At 59.4% G+C, this 11,786-nt stretch carries 10 protein-coding genes and 2 tRNA genes; 4 read left to right on the forward strand and 8 right to left on the reverse strand.

Annotated features, from left to right (window positions below):
- Positions 1 to 50: 50 nt before the first annotated feature.
- The 7 genes from dnaB to rnr all read right to left on the reverse strand — a co-directional run bounded on the left by dnaB (position 51) and on the right by rnr (position 7,364).
- A complete protein-coding gene (gene dnaB, locus BI292_RS14015; RefSeq protein ID WP_092274083.1) occupies positions 51 to 1,445 on the reverse strand; it encodes a replicative DNA helicase in 1,395 nt (464 codons plus the stop codon).
- Positions 1,446 to 1,579: 134 nt separating this feature from the next.
- Positions 1,580 to 2,026 carry a 50S ribosomal protein L9 gene (gene rplI, locus BI292_RS14020; protein WP_092274087.1) on the reverse strand — a complete coding sequence of 149 codons (447 nt, stop codon included), beginning with the start codon at positions 2,024 to 2,026 and terminating at the stop codon, positions 1,580 to 1,582.
- A gap of 19 nt (positions 2,027 to 2,045) precedes the next feature.
- On the reverse strand, positions 2,046 to 2,939 hold the full coding sequence (locus tag BI292_RS14025) for a hypothetical protein (protein ID WP_092274090.1): 894 nt from the start codon (positions 2,937 to 2,939) through the stop codon (positions 2,046 to 2,048).
- Positions 2,940 to 2,975: 36 nt separating this feature from the next.
- Complete coding sequence (gene rpsR, locus BI292_RS14030; RefSeq protein ID WP_002551829.1) at positions 2,976 to 3,206, reverse strand: 30S ribosomal protein S18; 231 nt, start codon at positions 3,204 to 3,206, stop codon at positions 2,976 to 2,978.
- Between the two features lie 28 nt (positions 3,207 to 3,234).
- Positions 3,235 to 3,657: a 30S ribosomal protein S6 gene (gene rpsF / locus BI292_RS14035; protein WP_003217491.1), complete on the reverse strand. Its 423-nt coding sequence runs from the start codon at positions 3,655 to 3,657 to the stop codon at positions 3,235 to 3,237.
- A gap of 312 nt (positions 3,658 to 3,969) precedes the next feature.
- Positions 3,970 to 4,731 (reverse strand): 23S rRNA (guanosine(2251)-2'-O)-methyltransferase RlmB, encoded by a 762-nt coding sequence (rlmB, locus tag BI292_RS14040; protein WP_092274094.1) that lies wholly within the window; start codon positions 4,729 to 4,731, stop codon positions 3,970 to 3,972.
- Entirely contained in the window at positions 4,728 to 7,364 is a 2,637-nt protein-coding gene (rnr, locus tag BI292_RS14045) for a ribonuclease R (RefSeq protein ID WP_101208202.1), read from the reverse strand. The genes rlmB and rnr overlap by 4 nt, the downstream gene beginning before the upstream one ends.
- A gap of 226 nt (positions 7,365 to 7,590) precedes the next feature.
- Between rnr and BI292_RS14050 the strand changes: the two genes are divergently transcribed.
- From BI292_RS14050 to BI292_RS14065, 4 genes are all read left to right on the forward strand, one after another.
- Positions 7,591 to 7,677: transfer RNA gene (locus tag BI292_RS14050), tRNA-Leu, on the forward strand.
- Between the two features lie 165 nt (positions 7,678 to 7,842).
- Positions 7,843 to 7,929 (forward strand) — tRNA-Leu (locus tag BI292_RS14055).
- A gap of 255 nt (positions 7,930 to 8,184) precedes the next feature.
- A complete protein-coding gene (locus BI292_RS14060; protein WP_092274101.1) occupies positions 8,185 to 9,195 on the forward strand; it encodes an iron ABC transporter substrate-binding protein in 1,011 nt (336 codons plus the stop codon).
- Positions 9,195 to 10,760: an iron ABC transporter permease gene (locus BI292_RS14065; protein WP_092274104.1), complete on the forward strand. Its 1,566-nt coding sequence runs from the start codon at positions 9,195 to 9,197 to the stop codon at positions 10,758 to 10,760. The genes BI292_RS14060 and BI292_RS14065 overlap by 1 nt, the downstream gene beginning before the upstream one ends.
- 96 nt (positions 10,761 to 10,856) lie before the next feature.
- Here the strand turns inward: BI292_RS14065 and BI292_RS14070 are convergent.
- On the reverse strand, positions 10,857 to 11,786 hold a 930-nt coding region (locus tag BI292_RS14070), incomplete at its 5' end, for a methyl-accepting chemotaxis protein (RefSeq protein WP_178076582.1).

Consider the following 11,786-nt stretch of genomic DNA (forward strand, 5'->3'; position numbering starts at 1 on the left):
ATGTAGGAGTGAGCCTGCTCGCGATGGGGCCGGGACAGTCGACGACAGAATTATTCGTCGTCGAAGTTATAGCTGCCCGGCGCGAGGTTTTCGAAGCGGGTGTACTTGCCGATAAACGCCAGCCGCGACGTGCCGATCGGGCCGTTACGCTGTTTACCGATGATGATTTCAGCGATGCCTTTATGCTCGGTTTCCGGGTGATAAACCTCGTCCCGGTAAACAAACATGATGACGTCAGCATCCTGCTCGATCGCTCCGGATTCCCGGAGGTCGGAGTTGATCGGGCGTTTGTTCGGGCGCTGCTCCAGGGAACGGTTGAGCTGCGACAGCGCCACCACCGGGCAGTTGAATTCCTTGGCCAGGGCCTTCAAGGAACGCGAGATTTCAGAAATCTCGTTGGTCCGGTTGTCACCGCCGGAACCGGGAATCTGCATCAATTGCAGGTAGTCGATCATGATCAGCGCGACATCGCCGTGCTCGCGCACCAGACGTCGAGTCCGCGCGCGCATCTCCGACGGGCTGATACCCGCCGTATCGTCGATGAACAGCTTGCGGTCGTTGAGCAGGTTGACCGCCGACGTCAGGCGCGGCCAATCGTCATCGTCGAGGCGACCGGCGCGGACCTTGGTCTGGTCGATGCGCCCGAGCGACGACAACATACGCATGATCAGCGATTCGCCTGGCATCTCCAGCGAGTAAACCAGGACGCACTTGTCGCTGCGCAACACGGCGTTTTCCACCAGGTTCATCGCGAAAGTGGTTTTACCCATGGAAGGACGGCCGGCGACGATGATCAAGTCGGACGGCTGCAACCCGCTGGTCATGCCGTCGAGGTCGGTATAACCGGTGGACAGGCCAGTGATTGCGTTGTCGGTGTTGAACAAGGTGTCGATGCGGTCGATGGCCTTGGTCAGCAGGTCATTCACGCTCACCGGGCCGCCGGTTTTTGGCCGGGCCTCGGCGATCTGAAAGATCTGCCGTTCGGCTTCGTCGAGAATCTCTTCAGCGGTGCGCCCTTCCGGGTTGAACGCGCTGTCGGCGATTTCCGAAGCAATGCCGATCAGTTGGCGCAACGTCGCCCGGGCACGGACGATCTGCGCATAGGCCTTGATGTTGGCGACGGACGGCGTGTTTTTCGCCAGCTCGCCAAGGTAACCGAGGCCACCGACCTGCGATGTCTGACCTTCCTTGTCCAATTGCTCGGCCAGGGTCACGACGTCGATTGGCGAGTTCAGGTCCGCCAGTTTGGCGATGGCGCGGAAGATCAGGCGGTGGTCATGTCGATAGAAATCACCGTCCGAGACCTGATCGAGCACGCGTTCCCAGGCGTTGTTGTCCAGCATCAGACCACCGAGCACAGCCTGTTCGGCCTCGATGGAATGCGGCGGCACCTTCAGGGCAGCGGTTTGCAGATCGTATTGCTCAGGAGCGGAGATATCGTTCATGGCCACTTGAATAGGTTTGTGAAAATCAGGAGCTGTTTTCAACAACTGCAGAAAGACAAAGGGCACGACCTGTAAACAGGATCGTGCCCGATGTTACCGGCAAGCACCCGAGGGTGCCAGCCGACAAGTGCTGCTTAAGCTGCTACCACGACAACGCGTACGGTGGCTTCAACTTCGGCGTGCAGGTGCACGGCTACGTCGAATTCGCCTACGTTGCGGATAGTGCCGTTCGGCAGACGAACTTCGCTTTTTGCAACTTCAACGCCAGAGGCGGTCAGTGCATCAGCGATGTCGTGAGTACCGATCGAACCGAACAGCTTGCCTTCGTCACCGGCGGTGGCAGTGATAGTCACTTCCAGCTCAGCCAGTTGGGCGGCGCGGCTTTCAGCCGAAGTCTTACGGTCTGCTGCGGCTTTTTCCAGCTCAGCGCGACGCTCTTCGAACGCAGCCACGTTGGCAGCGGTCGCAGCGGTAGCTTTGCCGTAAGGCAGCAGGTAGTTACGACCGTAACCAGCCTTAACGTTCACTTTGTCACCCAGGTTGCCCAGGTTGGTGACTTTTTCCAGAAGGATCAGTTGCATGTGAAAATCCTCTTAACTTTTAACCTTCACCGTTCGCGTTATCGGCGTCTTTCGGCGCCAGACGACCGCGAAAATCAATCAGGCTGTCGACGATGGCCAAGACCACCAGCAACGGATAGATCAGCTGCATGAACAGCAACAGCGTCACGTACAACCCCACCAGCCAAAACCTGGCCAGTCGCTTTTGCGCGACCAGCCCGTGAATCAGGGATAGCCCAGCGAACACCAGCGGTACACTGCACAACGGCGTCAACATCGCCAACTGGGAACCGAAGTTCGGCCCCAACAGCATGAACGCCAGCAGTAACATCGCCAGCCCCAGCGGGAAGCGGATGGCGCGAAACTCGCGACCAAAACCACCCGGGTTGTACAACAACGCCTGCCAGTAGCGCCCGACAAGCAGGCTCAGCACACTGACGATCTGCAACAAAGCCGCAATAAGGCCGGTCAGGACCGGTGCAATCAGGGACGCGAAACGCGCTTGCTCATCTACCGACAACTTCTGGTAGACATCACCGAGTAGCGACGGCATGACCTTTATCAAGGCCTGCGCCAGCATCTCGATTTGGGGAGCAAAAGCTGTCCCCAGCACCACTGCAAACACCACTCCCATCGCTATGCTGACCAGCAGCACGCGGTTCCAGGACTCGCTTGCGCGCAAAACCAACGCAAGGCTCGAAGACCCCAGCAGCACCAGAAGTGCCCGTGGGTCATCGGAGTAAAGCCACCAGACCAAGGCCGGCAGCAGTCCCAGAGCAAGTACGCCAATGGCGTCCTTCAATCCGCGCCGCAGGAGCACAAGGCAACCTGCGGCAGCACCCAACCAATACAACAACGGCAATGCCGCACATCCAGCCACTACCAGAGTGGCCTGCACGCGGCCTCGCATGATGAACTCAGCTATGGCGCGCATGCATTCAATCCTTTGCTACGTGTCGACTGCCCGGTCTCAGCGGCCGTGGCTGTCGGTGTAGGCCAGCAGGGCCAGGAAGCGGGCGCGCTTGATAGCGGTGGCCAGCTGACGCTGATAACGTGCTTTGGTACCGGTGATACGGCTTGGAACGATTTTGCCGGTCTCGGATACATAGGCTTTCAGAGTGTTGAGATCTTTGTAATCGATCTCTTTCACGTCTTCAGCGGTGAAGCGGCAGAATTTACGACGACGGAAGAAACGTGCCATGTAATAGGCTCCTCAAAAGGTCCGTGGATTACTCGTCAGCGTTATCGCTGTTGTCGCTGTCATCACTATCAGCGCTTTCGGCGCCTTCGTGCTCAGGACGGTCGCGACGCTCACGGCGCTCACTGCGGTTTTCTTCAGCCTTGAGCATCTCGGATTGGCCGGTAACGGCTTCTTCGCGACGGATGACCAGGTTACGGATCACTGCATCGTTGTAGCGGAAGTTGTCTTCCAGCTCGGCCAGGGCCTTGCCAGTGCATTCAACGTTCAGCATCACGTAGTGAGCCTTGTGAACATTGTTGATTGCGTAGGCCAGTTGACGACGGCCCCAATCTTCCAGACGGTGGATTTTGCCGCCGTCTTCTTCGATCAGCTTGGTGTAACGCTCTACCATGCCGCCGACTTGCTCGCTTTGATCCGGGTGGACCAAAAAGATGATTTCGTAATGACGCATGAATGCTCCTTACGGGTTGTAGCCTGCCGTTCAAAAACGGTCAGACAAGGAGTGAATGACACTTATGGACTTGCTTGCGATAGACACATGGGTGCCTGCCGTCACAGCAAGGGGCGCAATTGTAGAGAAGGGACAGGAGAGGTGCAAGGCAATTGGTGATTATTTGAACAGTTCGTTCACTCACCCTTTTTTGCCTCGCCACAAACTACTGTGGGAGCGAGCTTGCTCACGATGAGGGCGCAACATTCAACATTGATGCTGAATGTTACTCCGCTATCGCGAGCAAGCTTTGCTCCTACAGACAGCAGTGTGTCAGGACTTTTTCGAGGCAGCCTTGACGCTACGCTGGCGCTGCGCTTCGAACAGGCAGACGCCGGTGGCCACGGAGACGTTGAGGCTGCTGACGCTGCCGGTCATCGGCAAGTGCACGAGGTAGTCGCACAGATCACGCGTCAGACGACGCATGCCGCTGCCTTCGGCGCCCATGATCAGGATGGTCGGGCCGGTCATGTCTTGCTGATACAGGCTCTGCTCAGCTTCGCCCGCCGTGCCGACAACCCACAAGCCGCGCTGCTTGAGCTTTTCCAGCGTGCGCGCCAGGTTGGTCACCGCGACCAACGGAATCACTTCCGCCGCGCCGCACGCCACTTTACGTACGGTTGGGGTCAGCGTGGCTGACTTGTCCTTCGGCACGATCACCGCCAGCGCACCGGCCGCATCGGCCGAACGCAGGCAGGCGCCGAGGTTGTGCGGATCGGTCACGCCGTCGAGCACCAGCAACAGCGGCGAACCTTCGGAGCGATCCAGCAACTCGTCGAGCATCGCCTCGCCCCAGACCTGGCTCGGACTGACGTCCGCAACCACGCCCTGGTGCACGCCATCAACCCAGGCGTCCAGCTCGCGACGCTCGGCATTGCCGACCGCCACGCGATTTTCAGCGGCCAACTGGATCAGCGTCTGTACACGCGGATCGCTGCGACCTTCAGCCAGCCAGATCTGCTTGACGCGTTTCGGGTGGTGACGCAGCAACGCTTCTACCGCATGCACGCCGTAGATTTTTTCCAACTGACTCATGACTTGGCCTTAGGTTTACGCGCCCCGCCGCTTTTCGCGGCTGGAGCCGAACCCGCTTTTGGCGGGCCTTTACGGTGTTTGCTCGGTTTGGCTGGCTTGCCGCCGGCATCCTTTTCAGGCGCCGACCGTCCGGTCTTTCCCCCAGACGCCGCTTTACCGCCGCTTTTTGCTTCAGACAAGAGCGCCTGCTTCAATTCACGGCTTTTGCGCAGCTCGGCATTTTTTGCCGCCGCATCGCTCGGGCGATAGGCCTCGGGCGCTTTTTCCTTGGCTGGACGACGACCGGATTTGGCCGGTGCCGACTCAGCCTTGGCCGCAGTTTTCGCCGCTGGCGCAGTGCTTTCAGTGCCGCGCTTCTTGCGACCGATCGGCGCGCTGATGGTTTTTTCAGCCATCTCGAAGTCGATCTTGCGTTCGTCGAGGTCAACGCGCATCACGCGCACTTCAACGGTGTCGCCCAAGCGGAAACTGCGACCGGTACGCTCACCGGCGAGGCGGTGGTGCACTGGATCGAAGTGGTAGTAATCGCCCGGCAGTGCGGTGACGTGCACCAGGCCTTCGACGTAAATGTCGGTCAACTCGACGAACAGGCCAAAACCGGTCACCGCGGTGATCACACCTGGGAACGATTCGCCCACGCGATCTTTCATGAACTCGCACTTGAGCCAGTTCACGACGTCGCGGGTCGCTTCGTCGGCACGGCGTTCGCTCATCGAGCACTGCTCGCCGAGTTGCTCGAGGGCCGCTTCGTCGTACGGATAAATCCGCGCTTTCGGAATGGTCATCGCGCCAGCACGGCGAACGTGCGGGGTGTCTTGCTTGGAATGGATAACGCTGCGAATCGCCCGGTGCGTGAGCAAGTCCGGGTAGCGGCGGATCGGCGAGGTGAAGTGGGTGTAGGCTTCGTAATTCAGGCCGAAGTGGCCTTGGTTATCAGCGCTGTACACCGCTTGGCTCAACGAACGCAGCATGACGGTCTGGATCAGATGGAAATCCGGACGGTCCTTGATGCTCGCCAGCAATGCCTGGTAATCCTTCGGCGACGGGCCGTCCTTGCCTTTGTGCAGGGACAGACCGAGCTCACCGAGGAACGCGCGCAGTTTTTCCAGACGCTCCGGTGGCGGACCGTTGTGAACGCGATACAGCGCAGGAATTTCGTGCTTCTTGAGGAATTCGGCAGTGGCCACGTTGGCCGCCAGCATGCATTCCTCGATCAGCTTGTGCGCATCGTTACGAACGGTCGGACGGATTTCGGCAATCTTGCGCTCGGTACCGAAGATGATTCGGGTTTCCTGCGTTTCGAAATCGATCGCGCCACGTACGTGACGGGCAGCCAACAGCACTTTGTAGAGCGCATAAAGCTGCTTGAGGTGTGGCAGAACGTCGTTGTACTCGCCGCGCAGTTGACGCGCTTCGGTGAGTTTTGGCGTTTCCAGCATCGCGCTGACTTTGTTGTAAGTCAGACGAGCGTGGGAGTGAATCACCGCTTCGTAGAAGCAGTAGTCGGTCATTTCGCCGGATTTGGAGATGGTCATCTCGCAAACCATGGCCAAGCGATCGACATGCGGATTCAGCGAGCACAGGCCGTTGGACAGTTGCTCCGGCAGCATCGGAATCACACGCTCGGGGAAGTACACCGAGTTGCCACGCACCTGGGATTCGTTGTCCAGCGCCGAACCGATCTTCACGTAGCTGGAAACGTCGGCAATCGCCACGTACAACTTCCAGCCGCCGGAGAACAGGCGCAGCTTGCCCGGTTTGGCTTCGCAGTAAACAGCGTCATCGAAGTCGCGCGCGTCTTCACCATCAATGGTGACGAACGGCAGATGGCGCAGGTCGATGCGCTTCTCTTTGTCTTTCTCTTCGACTTCAGGCTTGAGCTTGGCGGCTTCTTTCAACACCGCTTCAGGCCAGACGTGCGGGATATCGTAGGCGCGCAGGGCGACGTCGATTTCCATGCCCGGCGCCATGTAGTTGCCCACGACTTCAACCACATCGCCTTGCGGCTGGAAGCGCGGAGTCGGCCAGTGAGTGATCTTCACTTCAACGAACTGACCGATATTGGCGTTGGCGTTGCGGCCCGGCGTGACCAGCACTTCTTGCTGGATCTTCGGATTATCCGCAACGACAAAACCGATGCCGCCCTCTTCGAAGTAACGGCCGACGATGGTTTCGTGAGCACGCGAAACCACTTCAACGATCATGCCTTCGCGGCGACCGCGACGGTCCAGGCCGGACACACGGGCCAGGGCTCGGTCGCCGTCGAACACCAGACGCATTTGTGCCGGGCTCATGAACAGGTCGTCACTGCCGTCGTCGGGGACGAGGAAGCCGAAACCGTCACGGTGACCGCTGATGCGGCCGAGGATCAAGTCGAGCTTGTCCACCGGCGCATAAGTGCCGCGACGGGTATAGATGAGTTGAGCGTCGCGCTCCATGGCGCGCAGGCGGCGACGCAGGGCTTCGATCTGGTCATCTGTGGTCAGACCAAACTCTTCCACCAACTGCTCGCGGTTAGCAGGCGAACCTCGATCAGCAAGGTGCTGAAGGATCAGTTCGCGGCTAGGAATAGGGTTATCATATTTTTCCGCTTCACGAGCGGCCTCGGGATCGAGGGACTGCCAATCGGCCATTAGAGAGTTTTCACCTTGTCTATATGCGGGTTAGTTTGGCATAGGCGCAATGAAACGGGAAATTTCAGGCTCTGAGATGCCATCTAAAGCTCTTTATCGACACCGCAAAGTTGAAAAAAATGCCGCTGGTAACATTTTCCGGATTTTTTTGATGCCAGGGGTTTACAGTTAAAATCACGCTCCGTATAGTGCGCGCCATCGACGACGCACTAGCGTAGCCGATACTGCCCAGATGGTGAAATTGGTAGACACGCCAGCTTCAGGTGCTGGTGACCGCAAGGTCGTGGAAGTTCGAGTCTTCTTCTGGGCACCAATTTCGAGCTTGAGATTAGATCAATTTCAAGGCTCACACAAAAACCCGCGAAAGCGGGTTTTTGCATTCTGGACTTCTGAATTATTAAAACCAAATCAGGGGTTTACAGATTAAAAGGCGCTCAGTATAGTGCGCCACATCAACAGCGGCGACGTTGTTGATACTGCCCAGATGGTGAAATTGGTAGACACGCCAGCTTCAGGTGCTGGTGACCGCAAGGTCGTGGAAGTTCGAGTCTTCTTCTGGGCACCAATTCAAATTTCAGAGTCAATCTGGAATTTACCAAAAACCCGCGAAAGCGGGTTTTTGCGTTTCTGGCATTCAAAAAATCTTTAGCGCCGCGTTGCGTGGGAGCAAAGCTTGCTCGCGATGGCGTCCTCGAAATGGCCATCGCGAGCAAGCTTTGCTCCCACGCAACGGTATGAGGCCGGGGGAAGCGCACTTGAGAAACAATATCGTTTATCATTGTTTCAAGTTTTTGCAATGCGACAGTGAGGAACCCTGCGAATGATGTTTCGAAATACCCTGCGCCGCGGCCTGACCTTTACGCTGCTTGGCCTGGCACTCGCCACTCCCCTCACCCAGGCCGCCGACCCGGTTTCCCTGACTCTTTATAACGGCCAGCACAAGGAAGTCGGCGACGCAGTCGCCAAAGCCTTCGAAGCCAAGACCGGCATTCACGTCAACGTGCGCAAGGGCAGCAGCAACCAGCTCGCCAGCCAGGTTGTCGAGGAAGGTGACCGCTCCCCCGCCGACGTGATCTACACCGAAGAGTCGCCGCCGCTGAACAAACTCGGCGAACAAGGTTTGCTCGCCACCACCGACGCCGCCACGCTCGCCGTGCTGCCGAAAGACTACGTCGCGAGCAACGGCACTTGGATCGGCATCACTGCCCGGGTCCGCGTGGTCGCCTACAACCCGAAACTGATCGATGAAAAAGACCTGCCGAAATCGGTGATGGAATTCTCCGATCCGCAATGGCAAGGCAAGGTTGGCTTCGTGCCTACCAGCGGCGCCTTCCAGGAACAAGCGGTCGCGATCATCAAGGTCCACGGCCGTGATGCCGCCGAAGAATGGCTGACTGGCCTGCGCGCTTTCGGCAAAACCTACAGCAACAACATGGTTGCCCTGAAAGCCGTGGAAAATGGCGAAGTCGCCACGGTGCTGGTCAACAACTACTACTGGTTCGCGCTGCAGCGTGAAAAAGGCCAGCTCGATTCGAAACTGCATTACTTCACCGGCGGCGACGTCGGCGGGTTGATCACCGTTTCCAGCGCAGCCGTGCTGAAATCCAGCAAACATCCGAAAGAAGCCCAGCAATTCCTCGCCTACATGGCCAGCGAAGAAGGTCAGCGCGTGATCACCCAGACCACCGCCGAATACCCGCTGCACAAAGGCATGGAATCGGATCGCGGGCTCAAGCCGTTCAGCGAACTCGAAGCGCCGAAAGTCACCCCGGCCGACCTCGGCAATGCCGAAGAAGCCCTGGACCTGGAACGTGACGTTGGCTTGAACTGATGAGCGCATCGTTATCCGCCCCCGCCTCGCGCGGGGGTTATGTGCCACGGCGCAAACGGCCGTCGATCTGGTTGCTGCTGCCGGTATTGCTGCTGGTGGTCCTCAGCCTGTTGCCGCTGGCGTATGTCGGGCTGAAAACCTGGCAAGCAGGCTGGGCCGAGGCGCTGCATCTGTTGTGGCGGCCTTATGTGTTCGGCCTGCTGCGCAACACGCTGTCGCTGATGGTCGGCGTCACCGTCGCTTGCGGCGTGATTGGCCTGTCGCTGGCCTGGCTGCTGGAGCGCAGCAATCTGAAGGGACGGCGTTTGTGGGGCGTGATCCTGTGCCTGCCGTTCGCGGTGCCAGCATTTGTCAGCAGCTTCACCTGGGTTTCGCTCAGCGCGAATTTCGAAGGTCTGGGCGGCGCGATCCTGGTGATGACCCTGTCCAAATACCCGCTGATATTTCTGCCGGTAGCGGCGACTTTGCGCAATCTCGACCCGTCGCTGGAAGAGTCCGCGCGCACGCTCGGGCAGAACCGCTGGGGCGTATTTTTCCGCGTTACCCTGCCGCTGCTGTGGCCGTCGCTGCTGGCGGGCTCGCTGCTGATTGCGTTGCACATGCTCGTCGAGTTCGGCGCGCTGTCGATCATCGGCCTGCAAACGTTCACCACGGCGATTTACCAACAATTCGAACTGGAATTCAGCAACGCCAACGCGGCGATGCTCTCGGCGGTGTTGCTGGCGCTGTGCCTGTTGCTGTTGTGGCTGGAGTTGCGCGTTCGCGGCAAGGGTCGCCACGTGCGCACCGGCCAAGGAGCGGCGCGGAGGGCGGAACAGGTTCGACTGGGGCCGTGGGCCGCCGCCGGACAGGTTTATTGCCTGGCGCTGGCGATCATTGGCAGCGGCATTCCGCTGGGGATGTTGGCGTACTGGTTGGCTGTCGGTTCCTCGGCAGCCTTCCCGGTCGCGGCGATCAGCGAAGCGTTGCTGTCGTCACTGGCGTTATCGCTGGGCGGCGCAGCGTTGTGCCTGGTGCTGGCGGTGCCGGTGGGTTTGCTGGTGGTGCGTTACAAAGGCCAACTGGCAATCTGGGCTGAACGCTTGCCGTATCTGCTGCACGCGCTGCCAGGATTGGTGATTGCGTTGACGCTGGTCTATTTCGCCCTGCATTACGTGCCGGTGCTGTACCAGACTTCGATGCTGCTGCTGATCGCTTATGCGCTGCTGTTTTTGCCGCTGGCGCAGGCGCCGATCCGCACCGCGCTGAACAAGGCTGCACCGCAACTCGAAGAAGCCGCGCGCACGCTGGGCGCATCGTCGTTCAGCGCGTTTTGCCGAGTGACGTTGCCGATCATCTTTCCGGCACTCGGTGCGGCGTTTGCGCTGGTGTTTCTGGATGCGATGAAGGAACTGACGGCGACGCTGCTGTTGAGCCCGACCGGGTTGAATACGTTGGCGACGGAAGTCTGGGCGCACACCGCGAACGTCGAGTTTGCGGCGGCGGCGCCTTATGCGGCGTTGTTGATTCTGGTGTCGGGGCTGCCGGTTTATCTGCTGACGACGCGGATGTATTTGAGCCGCTGAAAAGCTTCGCGGGCAAGCCTCGCTCCTACAGGGATAACCGATTCCTTGCAGGAGCGAGGCTTGCCCGCGAAGGCGTCAACCCAATCAATACAAATCCTAAGCCCTGAACTGCCCCAGACTCGCCTTCAACTGCGCCGCCAAGCCATCCAGCACTTTGCCGCTGGCCGTGGTTTCCACCACCGCTTGAGCTGCTTTCTCAGCCTGCGCATGAATGGTTTCAACGCGACCACGCACCGCTTGCGCGCCTTGCGCCTGATGCGCCGCGGCCTGAGTCGCGAGGCCGATCGCCGCGTGCACTTGCTCGACCGACACCTGCACGGACTGCTGCAGCCGCGCACTGTCACGCAATACCAGCAAACCTTCGCTGGCCTGACGCCCGGCCTGACCAATCGCCGCCACCGCCTCACGCGCGCCTTGTTGCAACGCGACGATGTGCGCCTGAATGTCGCCCGTCGAACTCTGCGTCTTGCTCGCCAGCGCGCGCACTTCGTCCGCCACCACCGCAAAACCGCGACCGGTTTCACCCGCGCGCGCCGCTTCGATGGCTGCGTTCAGCGCCAGCAGGTTGGTTTGTTCGGCGATACCGTGGATCACCGTCAGCACCACTTCAATCTGCTCACTTTGCTGCGCCAGCCGCTCAATGACTTTCGCCCCGGTATCGACCTGCCCGGCCAGCGCTTCGATCAGGCTGCCGACCTTGGCCGACGTTCGGGTGTTTTCGTCAGTGGCCTGGCGAATATCCACCACTTGCTGCAAGGCGGCCTGCATCGCGTGGCTTTCCGATTGCGCCTCATCGGCCATTTGCGACAGCGCGCGCAGGCTCTCGGCCACTTCGTCGCGCTGCATGCCCGCCGCCGCATCGGCGCCGGCATTGCGCAAAGTCATCGCGCCGATTTCAACGCCGGTGCGCTGGGCCACATCGCCCGCTTCACGCACGATCGGCTGCAATTTGTCGACGAAGCGATTGACCGCCGAGGCCATGTCGCCGATTTCATCCTTGCTGTTGATCTGTACGCGCTTGGTCAG

This window comes from Pseudomonas sp. 43NM1 (assembly GCF_002836905.1).
Classification (GTDB): domain Bacteria; phylum Pseudomonadota; class Gammaproteobacteria; order Pseudomonadales; family Pseudomonadaceae; genus Aquipseudomonas; species Aquipseudomonas prosekii.

Bases quoted from the DNA above. Each gene is read 5' to 3' on its own strand.
- BI292_RS14060 (WP_092274101.1), top strand. From the start codon at position 8,185: ATGATGTTTCGAAATACCCTGCGCCGCGGCCTGACCTTTACGCTGCTT.
- dnaB (WP_092274083.1), bottom strand. From the start codon at position 1,445: ATGAACGATATCTCCGCTCCTGAGCAATACGATCTGCAAACCGCTGCC.
- rnr (WP_101208202.1), bottom strand. From the start codon at position 7,364: ATGGCCGATTGGCAGTCCCTCGATCCCGAGGCCGCTCGTGAAGCGGAA.
- rpsF (WP_003217491.1), bottom strand. From the start codon at position 3,657: ATGCGTCATTACGAAATCATCTTTTTGGTCCACCCGGATCAAAGCGAG.
- rpsR (WP_002551829.1), bottom strand. From the start codon at position 3,206: ATGGCACGTTTCTTCCGTCGTCGTAAATTCTGCCGCTTCACCGCTGAA.
- BI292_RS14025 (WP_092274090.1), bottom strand. From the start codon at position 2,939: ATGCGCGCCATAGCTGAGTTCATCATGCGAGGCCGCGTGCAGGCCACT.
- BI292_RS14065 (WP_092274104.1), top strand. From the start codon at position 9,195: ATGAGCGCATCGTTATCCGCCCCCGCCTCGCGCGGGGGTTATGTGCCA.
- rplI (WP_092274087.1), bottom strand. From the start codon at position 2,026: ATGCAACTGATCCTTCTGGAAAAAGTCACCAACCTGGGCAACCTGGGT.
- rlmB (WP_092274094.1), bottom strand. From the start codon at position 4,731: ATGAGTCAGTTGGAAAAAATCTACGGCGTGCATGCGGTAGAAGCGTTG.